Source organism: Glutamicibacter ardleyensis (assembly GCF_014644555.1).
Lineage (GTDB): Bacteria > Actinomycetota > Actinomycetes > Actinomycetales > Micrococcaceae > Glutamicibacter > Glutamicibacter bergerei.
Genome location: NZ_BMKX01000001.1, coordinates 395,173 through 416,156 on the forward strand (window position 1 = coordinate 395,173; position 20,984 = coordinate 416,156).

At 58.3% G+C, this 20,984-nt stretch carries 16 protein-coding genes; 13 read left to right on the plus strand and 3 right to left on the minus strand.

Annotation, left to right across the window (positions count from 1 at the left end; all coding sequences use genetic code 11):
- The first annotated feature begins 228 nt into the window (after positions 1-228).
- The 12 genes from IEX04_RS01825 (at position 229) to IEX04_RS01875 (ending at position 13,772) form a co-directional block, all read left to right on the plus strand.
- The gene (locus IEX04_RS01825) at positions 229-1,179 is read left to right on the plus strand and encodes a beta-ketoacyl-ACP synthase III (protein WP_096254805.1); all 951 of its coding nucleotides are present in this window, start codon (positions 229-231) and stop codon (positions 1,177-1,179) included.
- Positions 1,180-2,412: 1,233 nt separating this feature from the next.
- A complete protein-coding gene (locus IEX04_RS18985) occupies positions 2,413-2,535 on the plus strand; it encodes a hypothetical protein (protein WP_256382653.1) in 123 nt (40 codons plus the stop codon).
- Positions 2,536-2,601: 66 nt separating this feature from the next.
- Complete coding sequence (locus IEX04_RS01830; protein ID WP_141392884.1) at positions 2,602-3,762, plus strand: cupin domain-containing protein; 1,161 nt, start codon at positions 2,602-2,604, stop codon at positions 3,760-3,762.
- A complete protein-coding gene (locus IEX04_RS01835) occupies positions 3,759-4,796 on the plus strand; it encodes a JmjC domain-containing protein (protein WP_096254803.1) in 1,038 nt (345 codons plus the stop codon). The genes IEX04_RS01830 and IEX04_RS01835 overlap by 4 nt, the downstream gene beginning before the upstream one ends.
- Positions 4,780-5,937 carry an arginase family protein gene (locus tag IEX04_RS01840; protein ID WP_096254802.1) on the plus strand — a complete coding sequence of 386 codons (1,158 nt, stop codon included), beginning with the start codon at positions 4,780-4,782 and terminating at the stop codon, positions 5,935-5,937. The genes IEX04_RS01835 and IEX04_RS01840 overlap by 17 nt, the downstream gene beginning before the upstream one ends.
- Positions 5,934-7,253, plus strand: a complete 1,320-nt coding sequence (locus tag IEX04_RS01845) for an MFS transporter (protein ID WP_194446425.1) — start codon at positions 5,934-5,936, stop codon at positions 7,251-7,253. Before IEX04_RS01840 ends, IEX04_RS01845 begins: the two co-directional genes overlap by 4 nt.
- Before the next feature lie 122 nt (positions 7,254-7,375).
- Positions 7,376-8,278 (plus strand): ribosome small subunit-dependent GTPase A, encoded by a 903-nt coding sequence (gene rsgA / locus IEX04_RS01850; RefSeq protein ID WP_229676996.1) that lies wholly within the window; start codon positions 7,376-7,378, stop codon positions 8,276-8,278.
- A 68-nt stretch (positions 8,279-8,346) separates the two neighbouring features.
- The gene (locus IEX04_RS01855; protein ID WP_188683247.1) at positions 8,347-9,036 is read left to right on the plus strand and encodes a cupin domain-containing protein; all 690 of its coding nucleotides are present in this window, start codon (positions 8,347-8,349) and stop codon (positions 9,034-9,036) included.
- A gap of 33 nt (positions 9,037-9,069) precedes the next feature.
- On the plus strand, positions 9,070-9,774 hold the full coding sequence (locus IEX04_RS01860) for a FadR/GntR family transcriptional regulator (RefSeq protein ID WP_188683249.1): 705 nt from the start codon (positions 9,070-9,072) through the stop codon (positions 9,772-9,774).
- Entirely contained in the window at positions 9,771-10,772 is a 1,002-nt protein-coding gene (locus tag IEX04_RS01865; protein WP_188683251.1) for an asparaginase, read from the plus strand. Before IEX04_RS01860 ends, IEX04_RS01865 begins: the two co-directional genes overlap by 4 nt.
- Before the next feature lie 66 nt (positions 10,773-10,838).
- Positions 10,839-12,254 (plus strand): aspartate ammonia-lyase, encoded by a 1,416-nt coding sequence (locus tag IEX04_RS01870; protein ID WP_188683253.1) that lies wholly within the window; start codon positions 10,839-10,841, stop codon positions 12,252-12,254.
- A gap of 15 nt (positions 12,255-12,269) precedes the next feature.
- Positions 12,270-13,772 (plus strand): amino acid permease, encoded by a 1,503-nt coding sequence (locus tag IEX04_RS01875; protein WP_188683255.1) that lies wholly within the window; start codon positions 12,270-12,272, stop codon positions 13,770-13,772.
- Between the two features lie 78 nt (positions 13,773-13,850).
- Here the strand turns inward: IEX04_RS01875 and IEX04_RS01880 are convergent, their stop codons facing one another.
- Complete coding sequence (locus IEX04_RS01880) at positions 13,851-14,621, minus strand: hypothetical protein (RefSeq protein WP_188683257.1); 771 nt, start codon at positions 14,619-14,621, stop codon at positions 13,851-13,853.
- Between the two features lie 188 nt (positions 14,622-14,809).
- Here IEX04_RS01880 and IEX04_RS01885 point away from each other — a divergent pair, with 188 nt between their 5' ends.
- Entirely contained in the window at positions 14,810-16,867 is a 2,058-nt protein-coding gene (locus IEX04_RS01885; protein WP_188683259.1) for a S9 family peptidase, read from the plus strand.
- 79 nt (positions 16,868-16,946) lie between these two features.
- On the opposite strand, the gene IEX04_RS01890 is transcribed toward IEX04_RS01885, so the two are convergent.
- Both IEX04_RS01890 and IEX04_RS01895 read right to left on the minus strand, forming a co-directional pair.
- Entirely contained in the window at positions 16,947-19,505 is a 2,559-nt protein-coding gene (locus IEX04_RS01890) for a DUF5129 domain-containing protein (RefSeq protein WP_188683261.1), read from the minus strand.
- The gene (locus IEX04_RS01895; protein ID WP_194446427.1) at positions 19,502-20,896 is read right to left on the minus strand and encodes a hypothetical protein; all 1,395 of its coding nucleotides are present in this window, start codon (positions 20,894-20,896) and stop codon (positions 19,502-19,504) included. Before IEX04_RS01895 ends, IEX04_RS01890 begins: the two co-directional genes overlap by 4 nt.
- Positions 20,897-20,984: the final 88 nt, after the last annotated feature.

Sequence of the window (20,984 nt, forward strand, 5' to 3'; positions counted from 1 at the left end):
CCGCAATGCTTTCCCACCATTGCACCGCAGTGGGTTGGACAGCAGATGAACGATGGGCCACCACGTCATGAACCTCCCGGGAAAAACGGATAATCCAGCCAGTTTTGCGCCCGTTGAGCCGGTTTTCAGCATATTCGCCCGGCTCCGGTGTCCGTTGTGAACGGCAAGTAGGCTCCAAAACGACTAACCTTGAGAGCAAGAGTGTTCATTTCCCAAGGAGTTAAACTCATGACCGGCAGCAAAGTCGTAGCCTTTGGCCATTTCCAGCCTGAGCGCATCGTGCCCAACACCGAGTTGGAAACGCTGGTCGAGACCAGCGACGAGTGGATTACCCGCCGCGTAGGGATTCAGGAGCGCCGCTGGGGCACCGGCGTCGAGACCGTTGATTCGATGGCGATCAAGGCCGCAAAGATGGCCTTGGACAACGCCGCGGACATCAACGCCGAAGACATCGACCTGGTCATCGTCGCGACCTGCACCGCGACGGATCGCACCCCTCATATGGCCGCCCGCGTGGCCCTGGGCCTCGGCATGGATCAGGGGCCGGCCACCATGGACCTGAATGCCGCCTGCTCCGGGTTCGCCCATGCGGTAGGCATGGCTCAGGGTGCGATCGCCGCCGGCAGTTCCACCAAGGCACTGGTTATCGGCTCCGAGATGCTCACCGATTTCACCGACTTCACCGACCGCAGCACCTGCGTGCTGACCGCGGACGGCGCCGGGGCGTTCATCATCACCGCCTCCCAGACCGCAGAAATTTCCCCGGTGGTTTGGGGGTCGGTTCCTTCGCTGTCCGATGCGGTACGCATCGAGGCGGACAATGACATGAAGTTCGCGCAGAACGGGCAGAGCGTTTACCGCTGGACCGTCACCCAGCTGCCGAAGATCGCATCGAAGATCATCGACCGTGCGGGAATGAAGCCAGAAGAGCTGGACGCGATCATCTTGCACCAGGCTAATCTGCGCATCATCGAGCCCTTGGCGGAGAAGATCGGCGCACCCAACGCCCGCGTGGCCACCGACGTGGTCTACTCCGGCAATACCTCGGCCGCCTCGATGCCGCTGGCGCTGTCCAAGCTGATGGCCTCCGATGAGCCGCTGGCCTCGGGCGATAAGGCTCTGCTCTTCGCCTTCGGCGGCGGACTGTCCTACGCCGGACAGATCATCACCATTCCCTAAGCGCAGACGGTACAGGGAGGATGCACGGGCTTGAGCCCGCGCATCCTCCCTTAAGCTGAGTATTCGATGCATCTTCGGCCCTATTTCACGCGTCCTACGACCCTTGGTGTTCCGTTCTCCCCAGAGCATCTAAACCGCCGCACGAAGGTATAACAGCCAGCGGCCTGGTTCCTCCGAACGCGCGGTGATGCTAGCCGCTGAGTTCTTCTATATCCAAGATCCGCGATCGCACAGCACGTGATCTTTTCTGCAGTAGTCGATTTTCTCCACGGCAGCAAAGGCAAAAGACCGCTTCCCGCGCAGGACCCGCCTCAAGTCCCAGTAGTCTGTCGAGCCAAGTCTGCGCGGATCCGAATCCAGCCGTTTTCCTCCCCTAGACGATGGCTTCCCCTTGTAGGCATCCACGTTGACCTGAATCATGCAATGAGATTCGAAGGTCGGTCTCCGTTCGGTCTATAAATTGAGCACCAGGAGTCCGGTTCAAGCGAACTCGTCAACACCTTTGAAACCGGTTACGACCTGCAAACCATCAGGTCAACACACTTCAACCAAGCGTCGTGGCGCTAAAGCTTGGACCATGAAACAGTCAATCCACTTTGTTGGCCCCCTCGACACTGCGGCTTTAGCGCACTGGCCCAGGCCTGATGCGGCCTGAACCTAATCCATCTGGGGATTTTCAGTCTGGGGTATCTCCTTGCCTGTTACCAGTCGATATATCCTCCACGGGCAGCAAATCTGCGCTTATGCATTCGGCAGGTGGAACCTCAAGGATGCGCTGGCCCTCGCTTCTTCGGAATTACCCTAAGCCAAGATTCGTCGCGGATAAGCACTTTCCAAAGAGAAGTCCCAGCCTAAAGGGGCCCAGATCCTCAATAAAGGCGTGGAGTAATTTCACACCCGTGGTTACATGTTCCATTTGACCCGATAGTTCATCCATTTTTCGGACGCAAGGGTCACATCACCTTGTCGCTCCGGTCTTTGTAAAAAGAGATAAGAACTGTTCTAAAAGATTCGTTTCTCGCCTTTTGAGACTTTGGAATGCCCTCGGCAAGAGCTTCTTCGACACGAGGAACGGCACACATGGAATATCTATTTTATCGTTCCACCGCAAGATAGAGTCTAAAAGATGTGCTTGACATCACATTCCAGCAATGGAAGTGTGACTCTTGTACAAATGCTGTTCCGAATAAGAGCTAGTCGAACATGCATTCATCCAAAGAAAGCGAGCGCACCATGAGTAATTCTTTTGACACCGCTACGACGATTGAGCAGTCCATAGAGATCGAAGATCTAATAATTACCGATGAAGATCTAATGGACGTACAACTTCGGGCTCGAATGGATGTCGGCCACTAAGCCAGTTTCATCAATCCAGCCTCGGTCGCAGAATACCGAGGCTGGATTGGTTCGAGAAAGTACAGGATGACGACGATTAAAAACGATGCTTGGTCTCGGTTTGCACAAGAGCATGGGCCGGACTTTGCAACAGTGGAGTACATTTCCTCGCTTGTTACTGCACCCGAAGCAATAGCCGGCACGATCGGTCATTCACTAATGAATGCGACTGATCCCCGCGTGCATGAAGCCATAGGACTCCCCCGGATAAGGGTTTTCGGCCCTTCTCAGCTAGATTATGAGGCCTCAGAAGCAGTAGTACATTCCAAATACGATGGCTCCAATCTGGTCGAATGGCTACAAGCAGTTACGGGCCGGAAGGATGTGTGCGCCGCGTTCAATGGAGTGGAGACGTGGTCGTCAAAAATTCGTTCCACCATCTATCGAAGTATTGTTGAGCCGATGGTCACGGCCTGTGGTGTTCCTCCGCGAGGATTAGACTTTTATTCCTTTATTGCAGTGTCCGGGTTCACTCCCTTTGGCATACATTCGGATCCCGAACCGTCATTTATTTTCCATTTGGGTCCAAGCACAAAAACTGTGTGGGTTTGGGAAAATGACACTTTGCCGAAATTACCGGATAATCGTGAGATCAGCCTCCATACAGATAAATATCTGAAGTCTGCCGATCATGAGTTCACCCTCAGTCCTGGAGATTTCTTATGCATACCCGCAGGTCGTTTTCATCTATTCCGAAACAATGGACCGGCCGTCTTTCTAGGAATGTCTTACTATCGGGAGGATAACCACGACGAACTGCTTCAAGCAATTTCAACCTTGGTCCGCCGCTCGGAAAATCAACAAGACCTGGCGAATACGGCGCTGGTTGCCGCTAGCAATGGTGAAATCCATCGTGAACTGGATCGCCGTCAATCTCAACGTTTAAGTAGGGGCCATTTAGGACCCTATCGGATATTGCCAGTTGAACTCTTCAACGTCGATCTGCCCGCTGAATGCCTAGATGTTCCTTTCGCTGTCAATAACAACCAAATTTCGGTCATGGGCCAGAGTATTTCGGTACCAGAGAGTATCTCAGATGAAGATATCTCTCGCTTTTTCCAACCGGGAAAAGTGCTCCGGGCTGTCGATCTTCAAAAACTAACGGATAATCCTTCCGAGGGGAACGCTCTCTTTATTGCATTACTACGTGTGGGCGCGACCTTCCAGACTACTGAGGCAGGTTCATGAGTATCTGGGAAGATGTTCAAGCAGCACTAGGTGTGGAATTATTTCCCTTCGGCGAATTTAGGTCAGGTAAGGTTGATCCCTTGACTCTGGCGGGTTTGGGTTGGCCCTCTGTCAACCGGATAATCAAGTACTCGAATTTCGAACCGGGAACCATCAAAGTAGTTCCGGAGACGGATCTGGACCCCGGTCTCTACATTGAAGCGAAAATGGGTGGCGGGACGATCATTGAACGCCAGCCGAGAAATAAACCTTTCACCGAATTACTCAGGGACGGCGCGACCCTTGTACTCAACAAAGCAGATCGGGCCATACCTGAGCTTTCTGACTTCGTAGAGCGGTTGATGTATGCACAAAATGAAGCAGCTTGGGCCAACGGATATGCATGCTGGTCCAAAAATTCGCCTTTTGGCCGGCATTCCGATTCCCACGACACCATTATCGTGCAAACGGAAGGTCGAAAACATTGGCGCGTATACCGTGGTAGCGGATCGGACGCCGAGCTAGTCTTCGACAAAATTCTTGAAGTCGGTGACTTTATACATGTTCCAGTCGGTTGGGACCACGAAGTAACAGGTGTCGGATGCGAAAGTCTTCACTGGACTTTCGGAGTCGCTCATACCTCGCAGACCGAAGCGATAAACGAACTCATTAGTTACGGATGGAGTCTTGGCCAAATCGATCGGTTGAGTGAGGAATCCCTACGCTGTCGTCTTTTACATCTCCGCGGAGAACTTAGCACGGAACACCGGAAAGGACTCTCACTCCCGTGGCGCGTACATGACTCCTCATTTAGTGGCGCAGTCCTCCGCTGGGCTGGACGCTTCAAGCCCAGCTTAGAAATTAACGAAGGACAGCTCCATGTCAGAGGATTGGGGAAACTGGTAAAACTCCCATTGACCATGCGACCAGTTCTCGAGGTGCTCATTTCTGGTGGAGGCTTGCCCTTTGATAGCTTGTCCAATTCCGCGCGGGAAGTCGTACTGTCTATGTTTAACGCCGAGCTATTGATTGCTGAGCATGCAGACCAAAAATAATACAACTAACGACGTTGAGTGGGTGTGGCATCCCGCATTGTTCGAACAAGACTCAAAACTTTTGAATCCGGCCGAAGGTTCTTCTCTGGAACTAAACGAGGCGGTGTTAAAACTTCGTGCCCGCTCCTCTGTCGCACGTTCAGAACTAAACCCTGAAGTTTTCGACAAACTTAGTCGCCGTCGTTTCCTTATCCCCAAAGAATGTGCGCTCGTTGCAACGCACGGACTCCTTAAATCCGCCCAACCCGTCGTCGAAGTCGAATGCGCTCAACATTCGACACCTTGGGGCCTGATTGGTGCGGGCGTTTGGCAAAACCCCGATCCAGATCTCGCAGTTCACGACGTGCTCGCGGGACTCCGACGCGGACTGCAACGCTCCCTCGCTATCGTCACAAGTGCCAATTCTTGGAACTGGAATGAGATGAGCACTTCAGAAACTTATCCCTGTCGCGTCGTTGACCATGGAAATCTTATCGTTGATTCGCGGATTGACACGGCACAAGACATCGCAAGCAGACTTTTAGCCGCAACCCGCACAGTTGGTGCCCAAGGCCATAACCCAGTTGTTATTGGCGGAGATCATTCTATTGCGTATCCCGTTATCAGTGCGCAACGAGAACGATGGAAGCAGCTAGTAGTGGTGCACCTAGATGCCCACGCGGACGCTCGTCCAATTCCTCACGGACAACAGACTGCAGATTGTGGAAACTTCGTCACCTGGTGCTTAGCGGACGAGCCGGACTTGCCATGGCTAACTCTTGGAGTGCGCGGTTACGACCCCGAGTTTTCGATGCCTTCACCTTTAACTGCAAAGCATGTCTCCTTTATCAAAGCATCAGATCTTGGATCTAAACAATGTTTCGATGAAATTGAACAACATTGCCAAGGACGCCCAGTGCATTTGAGCATCGATATCGATGTCCTTGATCCGGTCTTCGCACCTGAGGTTGCATATCCGGCCATTGGAGGGGCGGACCCAGACATTATTAAGGAAATCATCAACCGGATAAGGTCATCAGGAACAATCGTAGGAGTCGATTTCACGGAGGTTTGCGGCCCAATGACCCGACGAAATTTGGCTGCAATGCATGCCATAGACATGCTTACTCACATTTTAACGCCGAAAAGGACTATTTCTTGACATCGCAATCCGTTCGAAGTGGAAGTCCTTTTCGATTAAGCAGTTTCCGCCTCTACTACTTGGGCCAGTCGATTTCATTCTTGGGCGACGGAATCGTCCCGATGACGTTTGCGTTCGCTGCCCTGGCCGTGTCCGATTCAGGATGGGGTATGCCTATCGTGCTTCTGTCGTTATGGGGAACACGCATGTTGCTCATTGCTCCCGGAGGGAACGTTTCAGACAAGTACAACCGTGTCACCGTCATGATCGCTGCCGATCTGGTCCGCCTATTGGCTCAAATAATTCCGGTCTTCGCTTTTATCACGAATACAGCCACGTTATGGCATCTTGGGATCTCAGCAGCTCTGTACGGTGTCGGAACGGCTTTCTACATCCCCGCTAGCATTGGTCTGTTGCCACGGATTGTGCCAAAGGAATCGCTGCAAAAGGCGAATTCCTGGATCGAATTAACGCTAAACACAGGTCTTTTAGCTGGTCCAGCTTTAGCAACGGTTCTTGTCTCATTAGGTGGAATACAGACTGCATTACTATTTGATATTGCAACGTTCCTCATTTCAATAGCATGCTTGTCCGTCCTATTCCGCTTGCCCAAGGGGCAGCTTTTGACGAATGGCCTCGAGGAAAGCGATGACGGCAGGACCGCAGAATCCGTAAATGACGAAAAAGAAAACGAGATACCCCCAGGTTTTCTCAATGGATTGCGCCTTTTACCTCGCTACCCGGGTGTTTTATGGCTGATGTTGCTTTCGTGTCCCGTGCAGTTCAGTATCGCTTCCATTAGCGTCCTCGGTCCAATAATTGCTAGAGATAGTTTAGGCGGTATCGCGTTCTGGGCCGGCCTCGCGACCGCACTTGCCGCCGGAGGACTTGCAGGTTCCTTCCTTGCCGGATGGGTCAAAGTCAAAAAGCCGGTATTGCTTGTTCTGGTCGTATTAACGATTTGCCAGCCTATACAGCTGGTTCTCTTTGGCCTGGGACTGAACATCATTGTTCTGGCCGTTTCGTTCGCAGCTACAGCCATCCTTGTAACCATTGCGGGAATCCTTTTTGATACTTACGTCCAAATAACGGTGCCCGATTCTGCATTATCCCGAGTGGGATCAATCGAACAAACATTGATGTCTGTCATGATTCCGATTGGATTCGCCGTCAGTTTGCCAATGGCTCAGTGGCTGGGGTCCTCGCAGTATTTATATTCGTTAGCGGCCATAATAGCCATTTGCGGACTGATAGCCGCGATTTTCCTCTTCCCTCGTCAGTCAAGAATCGATGAGTCCCAGACACGAATGACCCAAAGAACAGGGAGCAACAAATGACAGCACTTAGAGATTTGCTAACGCAACTGGGAATGCCCACGGGAGCCGACCTAAATTGGACCACCAGGGACGAAGGGCGTCCGGGCCGAATCGTAGCCATGCATGGACGACAAGTGGAAGTCATGGCTGTGAGAGGTGATGCGCTGGAACATGTTGTACTTGATCTTTCGCGCAACCTTGCTACTACCCCGGTGACGGGAGATTGGGTAGTTGTCAACGCCGATAGAGTTGTATCGCTCGGTGGTCGAACTACCAATCTTTCGAGACCCGACCCAAGCGGTCAAGGAGTTCAAGTACTTGCTGCCAATATCGATCACGTGATGATAGTCCTCTCGCTAGAGCGGGGACTCAACCTTAAGTCCTTGGAACGTCTTTCGGTCATGGCTTGGGACAGTGGCGCATTGCCGATTACGGTGCTCACAAAAGCCGATACGGTCGAGAATCCTGCGGAAGCAGTTGCAGAAGCCGCACTGGCAGCGCCTGGAACTGAAATTTTATTAACAAGTGCACTCACCGGACGCGGATTGGACCGACTGCGCGAAATTATGGCTGTCGGCACTACGACCACAATGCTTGGCGCTAGTGGGGCAGGCAAGACTTCCCTACTTAATGCCCTAGAAGACATTTCAGAAAAAGTCCGTGAAGTTAACACTTCTGGAGAAGGGCGTCATGCGACTTCTGCACGCCGCCTCTACCAATTATCCAGCGGAGGCGTCTTACTTGATCTCCCCGGTATTCGTTCACTGGATCTACTCGCCACCGAAGAAGGAATGGAGGAGACTTTTGTCGAAATTGCAGAATCTGCTCTGCGTTGCCGCTTCCATGACTGCGAGCATGGCACCGAACCGGGTTGCGCCGTCCAAGAAAGTGTCAAAGTAGGGGAAATTTTACAACGACGTCTCGATAATTGGCACAAGATCCGCAGAGAAATGTCTTATCAAGAACGCAAAGGTGATGCAGCGTTAATGGCAAAGCAACGAGCGGAGTGGAAAAACATGACTAAGAGCCACAGGTCAAGAAAATGATGCCTCAGTGTATACCCGTGGTCGGGCAGTGGCCGCTTACTGCATCGGCACTAGATGGGCCGATTTGTGTGAAATCGCAAGCAGATGACTGGCCGATCCATCGGCTTGTACGCTACCAAACACTTCAAATCGACTACGCAGAACAAACTGTCAATGTCGAAACTCAAGATGGAACGATCCCCTCAACGGTGGGTGACTACTTTCAATTACTCGCAAAAGGAGGCGGGCTAGATACCTATTTGAAGGGTTGGACGGTCTCAAACAACCTCACCGACTTCGCAAGACTACCGTTACCAGCTGTATTCCAGAACTGGTTTGACGATCTTCCCCATGGATCACGACCTGACTGGAATTGGATTTTCGTCGGGCCCAAAGGCAGTAAATCGGCATTGCATATCGACGTGATGTGCAGTTCTGCGTGGAATCTTCTGGTTAGCGGAAGAAAGAAGTGGTTATTCCAGTCTCCTGCGCTCGCTGCTGATGCAGGATTGCTACAAGATTCTCTCGTGGAGTCATCTGGAAACGAAGCCCGAATCCAATACGCGCATATTCAAGAACCCGGCGATGTAGTCATCGTTCCGGGCGGGTGGGCCCACGCAGTGGAAAACTTGGATCTGACCGTTTCACTCACTGGCAACTGGGTAAATAGTTCTAATGCACAGTTGGTCGAAGCAGAACTCGTGCTCCAAGGATCGGGGCCATGGCGCCAAGTGATGGCTTCGCTACGCGCGCGACATCAAATCGGATTCAAAATTTGACGTTGGGTGCATCACACCCGCACACTGGTAATCATGAACCTGTCAGACAGCTGGACAGCCGGACAGCAACCGATTACTCGCACCAGCGCCTCCGAAGCCGTTTTCAACACGCTGCGCGCCGCCATCGAAGCGCAAGAGATCCCGCTGGGCGCAAAGCTCGGCTCCGAGGCAAGCCTCGCCTCCACCTATGGCGTCAGCCGCTCGGTAGTCCGCGAAGCGCTGCGCTCCTGCGCTGCGTTAGGGCTGACCCGCACCGAAACCGGGCGCGGCACCTTTGTCATCGCCCATCGCCCCACCCGCGACCTGGTGCTCGGCGGCTTCTCCTCCGCGGACCTTTACGAGGCCCGCCCGCACATCGAAATCCCGGCTGCCCAGCTGGCCGCCGCCCGGCGCACCAGCGAAGACCTGGAACGGCTGACCGGACTCATCGAAGACATGGAATCCGAAGACGGCGCCGAAGCGTGGGTGCAGCTGGATGCGGCATTCCATGCCGCGATCGCCCGCGCCAGCGGCAACTCGGTGTTCGACCGCGTGGTCGGCGACATCCGCGAGGCCATGTCCCGGCAGTCCGAAACCGTCAACCTGGTCACCGGCCGCCGCACGCCCTCAAATGCCGAGCATCGCAAGATCGTCGCGGCCATCGGCGCCGCGGACACCGAGGCCGCCGGACACGCGATGGCCGAACATCTGGCCGCGGTGCAGCATGCAGTGTCAACCATCGTCAGGAGTACCAAGTGACCCCGTCCGCAGCCACCTCCGCCGGATTTGCGCAATTAGCCGCCCAACCCCTTGCCCAGCATGTGCCGCTGGTCGCCGCGAGCCGCGGTGAGGCGCTCGAATCGATTCATTACGGTTCGGCGGTGCTGCTTGATTCCCACGGTGAGATCATCACCGCGCACGGAGATCAGCAGGCCCGCTTCTACCCGCGCTCCGCGCTGAAGCCGCTGTTTGCGGTGGCGATTCTCCGCTCGGGCCTGGAGCTAACCGGCGAGCAGATTGCGCTGGCCGCGGCCAGCCACTCGGGCTCCGCACGCCACCAGCAGGTCGCCGAGTCCACACTGGAAGCGGCCGGGCTTTCCGTCGTGGATCTGCGCAACTCCACCGATCTTCCCTACGGCGGGGCCGAGCGCGCCGCCTGGCTGGCCGAAGGCGGCACCGCCACCCAGCTGGCGCAGAACTGCTCGGGCAAACATGCCGCGCTGCTTGCCATGTGCCAGCACAACGGGTGGCCCACCAAGAATTATTTGGACGCCGATCACCCGCTGGCCGCGACGCTGCGCGGAATCGTCGAGGAACTGACCGACGAGCAGATCCTGCGCGCAAGCACCGACGGCTGCGGCACGGAAGTCTACCCGTTGACCTTGGCCGCGTTGGCCCGCGGTTTTGCCGCGTTGTCCAGCGCCGCACCCGATACCGCCGAGGGCCGGGTGGCCGCGGCCATGCGCGCCTACCCGGAACTGGTGGCCGGCGAGGGACGCGACGTCACCGCGCTGATGCGCGCGGTCCCCGGTGCCGTGGCCAAGGACGGGTTCGAAGGAATCCAGGCCGTCGGCTTGGCCGATGGCTCATCGCTCGCGGTCAAGATTTCCGACGGTTCGGACCGTGCCCGCATGCCGATTACCGTCAGGCTGCTGGCCGAATGCCTCGGAGCGCGCGCGCCGCAAGAGCTGACCGAGCTGGCCTGCTCGCCGCTGCTCGGCGGCGGGGCACCCGTCGGCCAACTCGCGGCCCTCTAAAGAGTTTTAGTTCCATCCAACACCTAGGGTGCATTTTGTGCGCCCAAAAATCAGGAGTGAGCAGACATGTCTGTAACCCAACAGGCTCCCGCAACCCGCAGCGAACACGACCTCATCGGCGACCGGGAGATCCCGGTTGAAGCCTATTGGGGTGTGCACAGCTTGCGCGCCAAGGAAAATTTCGACATCACCGGGACTTCCCTGTCCGGCAACCCGCACCTGATCACCGCGCTGGCCCGCGTCAAGCAGGCGGCGGCCCGCGCCAACCATGAGCTGGGCTTGCTCGACGATGCCCGCGCCCGGGCCATCGACCAGGCCTGTGAGGCCATCGCCAATGGTTCGCTGCATGACCAGTTCATCATCGACCCGATCCAGGGCGGGGCGGGCACCAGCACCAACATGAACGCCAACGAGGTCATCGCCAACCTGGCGCTGGAAATCATGGGGCACGCCAAGGGCGAGTACTCGTTCTTGCACCCCAACGACCATGTGAACCTCTCCCAGTCCACCAACGACGCATACCCCACCGCGGTGAACATCGCCACGCACTTCGCCACCCAGCCGCTACTCGCTGCGATGACGGTGTTGGAAAACTCCTGCCTGGCCAAGGCCAAGGAATTTCGCGGCGTCGTGAAAATGGGCCGCACCCAGCTGCAGGATGCGGTGCCGATGACCGTGGGCCAGGAATTTGGTGGCTGGGCGGTGACCCTGCGCGAAGACCGCGACCGGCTGGCCGAATCACTGTCGCTGGTCACCGAGATCAACCTGGGCGCCACGGCTATCGGCACCGGGCTGAACGCCCCGGCCGGCTACGCCGAATCGGCCCGTGGCCACCTGGCCGCGTTGACCGGGCTGCCGCTGACTACCAGCCCGGATCTGATCGAAGCCACTTCCGATGTGGGAGCGTTTGTGCACCTTTCGGGTGTTCTCAAGCGTGTGGCGCTGAAAATCTCAAAGATCTGCAACGATCTGCGTCTGCTCTCCTCCGGCCCGCGCGCCGGGCTAAATGACCTGCAGCTGCCTGCCGTGCAGTCCGGCTCCTCGATTATGCCCGGCAAGGTCAACCCGGTCATCCCGGAGGTGGTTAACCAGATCGCCTACCAGGTGGTCGGCTACGACATGACGGTGACCATGGCCGCCGAGGGTGGCCAGCTGCAGCTGAACGCCTTTGAACCGGTCATCGCACATTCCATTGGGCTATCGCTCAAGCACCTGACCAACGGCTGCCTCACCCTGGCAAGCCGCTGCATCGACGGCATCACCGTCGACGAAGACGCGTTGCGCCGCGAGGTGGAGAACTCCATCGGACTGGTCACCGCGCTGAACCCACGCCTAGGCTACTCCGCCTCCACCTCGATCGCATTGGAAGCGTTGCATTCGGGACGCGGGGTCGCCGAGCTGGTCCTAGAGCGCGGACTGCTCTCGGCAGAAGATCTGAACGAACTGCTCAAGCCAGAACGCCTGGCAAATCTCTCCGACTAACCCCTAAGGATTCCGATGGAGCATTCCACCACCCGCGCTACCGCTGCGCACGTCCCGGATGCCGGCCTGACCGCCGGCGACGGGGACTACCACAAGGGCCTTTCCTCCCGCCAGATGCAGATGATCGCCATTGGCGGCGCCATCGGCACGGGCCTGTTCATGGGCGCCGGCGGGCGCCTGGCGGCCGCCGGGCCAGGCATCGTCATCAGCTACGCGGTCTGCGGATTTTTCGCATTCCTGATCCTGCGCGCCCTGGGCGAACTGGTCATGCACCGCCCGTCCTCGGGCTCGTTCGTCTCCTACGCCCGTGAGTTCTACGGGGAGAAGGCCGCGTTCGCCACCGGCTGGTTGTACTGGCTGAACTGGGTGATGACCTCGATCGTGGACATCACCGCGGTGGCGCTGTACATGGCGTTCTTCGGCAAATATGTGGCATGGATTGGCAGCGTTCCGCAGTGGCTCTGGGCGCTCGCGGCGCTGGCGTTGGTGCTGGGCATGAACCTGGTCTCGGTTAAGGCCTTCGGCGAGATGGAGTTCTGGTTTGCGCTGATCAAGGTGGTCGCGCTGGTGGGCTTCTTGATCGTCGGCTGTTACTTTGTCATCTTCGGCACCCCGATCGACGGCCATGAGGTGGGCTTCTCGATCCTGTCCGACAATGGTGGGCTGCTACCCAATGGGTTGCTGCCGGTCCTCGTATTAATGCAGGGTGTGGTCTTCTCCTACGCGTCGATCGAGCTGATCGGTACCGCGGCAGGCGAGACGGAAAACCCCGAAAAGGTCATGCCGAAGGCGATTAATACCGTGATCATCCGCATCGCCGTGTTCTACGTCGGCTCGCTGGTCCTGCTGTCGCTACTACTGCCCTACACCGCGTACAAGGCCGGCGAATCCCCGTTCGTGACCTTCTTCGGCTCCATCGGCATCCAGGGCATGGACGTGGTGATGAATCTGGTGGTGCTCACCGCGGCGCTCTCCTCGCTGAACGCGGGACTGTATTCCACCGGACGCATCATGCGTTCGATGTCGCTGAACGGTTCCGCCCCGCGCTTCGCCGGACGGATGAACAAATCGGGCGTGCCCTACGGCGGCATCCTGATTACCGCTGCCGTCGCGGTACTCGGCGTGGTGCTCAATGCCTATGTTCCGGCCTCGGCCTTCGAAATCGTGTTGAACTTCGCCGCCGTGGGCATCATCGCCTCGTGGGGCATGATCGTGCTGTGCCAGATGGCGCTGGTGAAGGCCGCACGCCGCGGAACCCTGTCCCGCCCGAGCTTCCGGATGCCGCTGGCCCCGATCTCCGGATGGGTGACGCTGGCTTTCCTGGCCGCCGTGCTGGTGATGATGGCCTTCGACAATCCGGTAGGCACCTGGACCATCGCCTCGCTGGTCATCATCATCCCGCTGCTGATTCTTGGCTGGTATGCCAGCCGGAAGCGGATCAACGAGCTGGCCGATGCCCGTCTGGCCGTGCAGCAGCAGCGCACCGGTGAATCGGGCAATGACAAGGCCTCGGTGTAGAAACCGGAAAATCCGCAGGGCTATCCGGCGGGAGCTGCGGCTCCCGCCGGATATTTTCAGCTTCTGGCGGCTTCTTGGCTAGCTAGCCGCATGGCGCACGCTGAGCAGGATCGCCTCCACCGTCTGGTACTCGTCGCTGGCAAGGAAAGTGTCCACCCCTTCCCGGGTGGGGTCATCGCCGATCCCCTGATCCTCCATGTACTCGTCGTCTACCCAGAACATGGGGGCCTGGGAGTCGCCGATCTTAAAGTACTCCAGATCCGGCATTTCGGTACGATCGGCAAGCGCCTGGTCATCGATCAGCGCCAACGAGAACCCGGTTTCCTTCTCGCCATCTTCCTGGCTGGTCCCGGTCCAGAATTCTGCTAGCAGGCTGGTCGGTGTTTTCAGCTGCGGGACAGGTTTCTGCACCAGCACCTCGCGTTCATACAGGTTCGTATCCCCATCCGGGGAGGTGGCGGTATTCGGAATCAGCGTCAGCACGTGCTCCCCGCGCCGATCCTTCACCTCCCAGTTGTCATACTCGGTGCATTCGCCCTGGCAGTCATCACCGGCCACGGACCAATGTTCGGGAAGTTTAAAACCGATGCCCATCACTTCTTTGCTCACCGTCAGCTGCGCCGAGATATCCTTCGAAGGTTGTGCACTAGCCGACGGCGACCCGGTAGTTGCGGCAGTTGTCTCGGCCTCGGTACTCGGAGCCGGCGAGCTGGCCGAGCCTTGTGGGCTTTGCGGTTGTTCGCTGCTGCCCGAATCCGGTGCCGGATCGGCGGTCGAACACGCAGAAAACAGCAGCGCAGAGGCGGCCGTTAAGCAGAGCAGTCGAACGCGGTGTGGACGTTGTTTCATTTTTCTCTCCTCAGCGTGAGCCACAGGGTGACCGTTCTTCTAAGCTACGATCCCTCATCGGTCAGCCTATTCCAATATCGTTAGCATTAAATCTTGGTCGCAAATTTGGCATTTTTCTTGACACCCCGTTAAAGCCGAGCTGCTCGGCGCACTAGTGCGTGCCACGCATTAGTGGAAAGATGTGAGCTATGACATATGCCAAGCAACCATTTCACAATCTCGATGAGTACATCGACCTCCCGCGGGTAGCGGGCCTAGCTCTGTCCCCCGATGGCACCAAACTTGTCACCACACTAAGCACCCTCAGCAGTGATCAAACCAAATACACCTCCGCCCTGTGGCAGCTGGACCCGCAGGGAAAAACACCTGCCCGGCGCCTGACCTTCGGAGAAAACGGCGAATCACAGCCGAACTTCAGCGCCGACGGAGACCTCCTTTTCCTAGCCAAACGCGGCACCGGGGAGGATGCTAAACCCGAAGCCTGGCGTTTACCTTCCGTCGGAGGAGAAGCCCGATCGATCCTCACCCACCCGGCGGGAATTGAGTCGGTGACCACCTTTCCCCGCAACCCACAGCGCGTGCTGGTCTGCGCTCCCGGAATGCCGCGTGCCACCGACCTGGAGCACGAAGCGAAAATTCTTCAGGAGCGCAAAACCAAAAAGATCTCAGCCATCCTCCACACCGGCTACCCGGTGCGTTATTGGGACGCGGATTTAGGACCACAAACCCCGCACTTTTATACCGCAGCCCTTCAGCATGATGCGGATGCTGATTGTGCGACGCTCAAGGATCTGACCCCCAGCAGCGGCGTGCAACAGACAGATACCGCCTTCACCGCCGCGGACAACGGCGAATTTTTGATCACCGAATGGCTCGTTCCCGAGGGCCGCGGCTCCCTTGCCACGGGCCTGATGCGCTTAGATCTGCACAGCGGTGCGCAAGAAATGTTGCTAACGCCCGATGAGACCTATGAATACACGGTCGGGAAAATCAGCCCGGATTCCAGCAAACTCATCTACGCCCGATGGACCCGCTCCACCCCACAGCGTGCCGGAGCAATGACCCTGTGGCTCATGGAACTCTCCAGCGGCGATACCCATCAGATCGCCGTCGGCTGGGATCGCTGGACCAACGATATTACGTGGTTCCCCAACGGCCACTCGCTGCTACTGACCGCGGATGAAACCGGCCACGGCCCAATCTTCCACCTCTCCCTCGACAGCGACAAGATCACCCGGCTCACCGCGGCTGGCGCCTACAGCAACGTGCTGATCAGCCCGGATTCTCGCACCGCCTACGCGCTACGCTCCAGCTACGAGTACCCCACACAGCCGGTGTCTATCGAACTCACCCACATCAGCGAGCTGGAATCGGGTCAGTACGCTGCGTTGACCGAGTTGCTCTCCCCGGCCGAGCAACCAGCGCTGCCCGGCACCCTGACCGAGGTGAGCACCACCGTAGAAGACGGCAGCACGATCCGCGCCTGGCTGGCGCTACCGCACGGCGCATCCCCCGCCAACCAGGCACCACTGTTACTCTGGATCCACGGTGGACCACTGGGTTCGTGGAATGCCTGGAGCTGGCGTTGGAGCCCCTGGTTGGCGGTCGCGCAAGGCTACGCGGTGCTCTTGCCCGACCCGGCCCTGTCCACCGGATACGGACAAGAATTTATCCAACGCGGTTGGGGCCGGTGGGGTGCAGAGCCGTACACCGACCTGCTGGCGATCACCGATGCCGCCGAGGCGCGCGCGGACATCGATCAGACCCGCACCGCGGCCATGGGCGGCTCCTTCGGCGGTTATATGGCCAATTGGATCGCCGGACATACCGACCGCTTTAAGGCAATCGTGACTCATGCGAGCCTGTGGGCGCTGGATGGTTTTGACAAGTCCACCGATGCCTCGTTCTACTGGACCCGGGAAATGAGTCCGGAAATGATCCACACTAATTCCCCGCATCACCACGTGGCGCAGATCGTCACCCCGATGCTGGTCATCCACGGGGATAAGGATTACCGCGTGCCGATTAGCGAGGGGCTCAAGCTCTGGTACCAGTTGCTGGCCGATTCCGGTCTGCCGCAGGCGCCCGATGGCACCACCGATCACCGGTTCCTCTACTTCCCCGACGAGAACCATTGGATCCTCAGCCCGCAGCACGCGAAGATCTGGTACCAGGTGGTCTTCGAGTTCCTCTCCCAGCATGTGCTGGGCAACGAGCCAGGTGAACTGCCCGAGGTGCTGGGCTAAAGACCGCATCACACGCCGACGGCGGTCAGCATTACCCTACTCACTAGGGGATGCGGACCGCCGTCGACGTGGGAGCCTACTAGCTAGGCAGTAATACCGACGCCGGTTCGTCGCCGCCGGCCCCACGCGTGGCCGCCACTAGGTCATTGGCACGACGAGTGACATCTTGATCGCGTTCGCCCAGGCGCGCCACCAAACGCTCAAGGTGCGCCACCCTGCGGGCAAAGGACTGCCCCAACCGCTCACCCAAGGGCAGTTGTGAGAGTTCTTGCGCCTCATGCCAGGCCATCACCAACGCACGCTCAAAGAGCCGCTGCCCCGCCTCATCGGCGCGCCCGTGAGTATCTGCACCGAGCACCGCCACCGCGTTAATCTGCGAATCCTCCAACCCGAGCAGCAACGCTTCAAGCTGACGCTTCGCCTGCGCCAGGCTCCGTGCGCCACGCCCGAACCGGCCCAGCCTGGTGGCCGTCGAAAGTAGGTAACGCACCACCAGTACCAGGTTGAGCACGGTCAAGCAGAACAGGAACGTGAGCATCCAGAATAGCGACGTGGCAGAAAAATTGACCGGCTCATAGCCGTTGCGCGCTAGTGCGTTGTTGTAGTCGTCTAAGGCCCCGGCCACTTCCATCTCCAGGTACTTGGACTCGCTAATCGACCCGTGCTCCCAGGCGACCAGCCGCCCCCACCCGTAGTCGCCGCGTTGCAGCTGCGCGGAGATCACCCCGGGCACGACGGTTCGCTCATCGTCGGCCAGTAGCACCGGGACGATCACCTCGCCCTCGCGTAGCTCCCCGGTGAGCGGATTTACCTTGTCCTTAAATTCGCTTTTCAGCCGCCATTTGGCTTCCAAAATACTGCGCGGACGCACCTGATGGAAGCTTCGCCCCGCTTCAAGCGGAAGGAAACCCAGGTAGCTTTCGGCATCACGTACGGCCAGGGTAAAGCTGGTGTCGGTCTGAAAATCGGTGTCCATATAACGTAGGACCTCATCTTCATCGAGCAGCTTGGCCGGATCATCCACCTCGAAGCTGACCCCCTGACCGCTACCGCTGCGTGAAACTTCGGGTTTGGCGGTCAACGTGCTCACGCTCAGCCCGGCGACGATCATCGCGGCAATGAGCGTCACGACGGCCCCGGTTATGCGTAGCCCACGACGTCGCGGGGCAGGTTCATCTATGCCAGGTGAATGAGAGGCGTGGCCGCGAGAAGTTTTGCTGGCGACAGGCAGAGCGTGCGGCTGCGGCGCCACCCGAGTATCGGAGGCGAGCGTATCGCCTAAGGTGGCACGGACCAGCGCGTTGGCTAGCCCCAACTGGTACAGGGCGCTGGACTGCTCAGCGGTTTGTAGGCCCAAACTCTCCCGCAACTGCAGATGCTGTGCGGGAACCTGCGCCACGGCGGGGATTTTCCCGCGCGGGTAGCGGCGCAGGCTGTGCGTCAACGCTTTACCGTGTGTGGCCAGCTGCTTTTCGGCCTTGCGCCAGCGGTCAACTGCCTGCGAACTATCGACCTCTAAGGCCGAGGCCTGCAGCAATTCGCCCAGGTCATCACGCAGCCTGCGCACATCGCTACCGGAAATCATTTTTCCCGGGGCCTGCTCTAGGCGAATCAGCAAGGCGGTTGCCGCATCGTTGATCGGCCGGCTCAATTGGTCAAAGGTGGAACCGGTCCCGGCAAGGTTTGCATGCACCGACCCGGCTCCCAGCAACGCGTCGGCGAGCTGAGTCAGCGTGCGAGTGCTCGCCTCGAAGGTGGCCAGCTGGGCACCTGTGCGTGTACCGAGCGCCTCCTTTTTGGTAAACAGCGAGGTGACCAGCGGGTCTTCGCTGCGCGCCGCCTGCAGGGACAGGCTTTGCAGCTCCTCCCAGTTTTTGCTGAACCCCGCCGGGCGTGAAGCAGCCGGTGCTGCTGCATAGGTCGTCTCCAAGGCTTCGAGGTCCAGTAGCACCCGGGCCAGTTTGCGTTGCGCGGCAATCAGCCGACGATGCCGCGACCCCCACCGCGAACGGTAGCGCAGCGCAACAGAGAGCAGCGCGGCGGTCAGCATCGCGCAGAGGCCAATCGCACCAAACCAGTAGGCCGGGTTTTGTACCCCTTGTGCGGAGAGCACGATCGCGGCGCGCTCGGCGGCCGCCACCACCGCCTGCGGGCCGTGCCCTAAGCCCAGGTTGTCGCGGAAGGCCCCGCTAATTTCAAAACGGGCATCGGTATATTCATCGCGTCCGTCCACCAGCTGCGAGTTCAGCGCGGCCCCGGTAAACCGCTGCTGCACGGTGCTATTTTCGGTCTTGAGATTCTCCAGCTGCGTGGAGAGCAACACCTGGCCAGTGGGCACCTGTCCGCGCAGCAGCTCATCACCACTCAGGTGCCGGTCGGTAACTATCAGTCGCAGCGGCCGATGTGTTTTGATCGGTTCACTTAGCGCCGCGTCGACCGTGGCCTGGCTAATGTTCCACTCCGGGGTACCCTCAACCACGATCGCCACCTCAAAGCGTGGCTCGTCGGGGATCGATTGGTAGCCTTGCACCGCCACCAGGGTGGTCACCAGCGCCATCAGCAGCGCGCCGAGCGCTGCCCAGGACCGTGGCCTGTGCAGCCTGCGGCCCCGTGAATCGTATAACCCCCGCCGGCTCATGAACTGACCTGCCGGTTTTCACTCTTGAGCATCTGCGCCCGCACCAGCGCGACGTCCAGGCTAGTCAAGGGATCTGTAAATACCTGCCGAGCGCCGTGCGCATCCATTCGCTGACGGAGCGAACCAACTACTTCTAGCCGTGCCTCGCGCGCCTGAGTGAGGGCGGCGCTATGGTTTTGCTGCAGTTCGGCACGCATTTGCCAGAGCTGGTCTAAAACCTGCACCGGGCTTTGCTGACGGGACGCATCGGCCTGCACCCAGTGCTGGATCTCGTCTAACCGGTTGGTGTGTTCGATAATCATGGTCCGCAATTGCGGCAGGCAGTGAAGCTGACCCACGGAGTCTAAGTTGAGGAACTGCGCGGTGTCTTCGAGCCGTTCCCGGTGGGTAAGCACGATGGCTTTCCAATCGGCGCTCTGCCCGCGTTTTGCCTCAAGGAGCGTGTTTAGCGCCTTCGTGGCGGCGATCAGCAACTCCTGATCGGCGAGGCTAGCTTCCATCCGCGCTAGCTCTTCGACGCTCAGCGGGCCGCCGTCCTGATAGTTCTGCGCAAGTAATAAGGCACGCGCGTTCAGCGCAGGTATCACCGCGTTGATGGATTCACTGGCCCGTCTGGTAGGCCCATTTGGCTCGCCCGCAGGCAGTGGTGCACGATATTTTTCCAACCGGAAGGCGCGATGTCGAAGTAAATCGACGAGCTGCGCTCCACGCTGGGCACGCTTGTTCGCCGCCTTGGCGCGCACCTTGCGCCGGTGCATGATGAAAACTACCAACACCCCGCCCAGCACTAGCAGTGCAAGTATTCCCACACCTTGCCAGCTGCGGAACATAGCTTTTTTGGGTGCCTGCAACTGCGTTGCGCTCGCCTTGCTCACCTCGATGATCCCCTGGGTGTACTTTTGGGAATCAAAATATTGTTGGCCCGCGCGGTGAATACGCTCGGTCGCGCCCTCGGCCTTGGCCCTGACATTTCGGCCCGGATCCACAAAAACTTCGGTGGGTGCACCGGCGCGTTCGGGAAGCATCACTCCCACCACGATCCACCCTTTGCCGACGTAACCGCGATCTTTGCCGTGTTCCAACCAGTCATCGCTCAACGCGTCGCTGTCACCAAAGAGCAGCAGGCCGCGCACTAACTGCGCGGCGCCCTTGAGATTATTGGATTTTTTATCCACCCCCACCAGGATCTTTGCGTGGGTAGCTCCCATCGATTCGCGCACCTGATCAACGATTCCCTGCTGATCGACCGAAGCTTGGGCCGCGTCGCTGACCGCCAGATAAAAGTTGTCCTCATGCGCGCTAATCAACGGGATCAGCACCGACTCATTGTCTTTAGCCGGGGCGCTGGACTCGGTGGTGGGATACACCGGCGCCGGCGCTGGCTGCGCCACGGGCGCGTTCAATGGCGACATGAAAAACGTCAGCACTAGCGCGAAAGCGGCTGAAACAAGCGGTCGAATCATAGTCCTGCGAGTATAT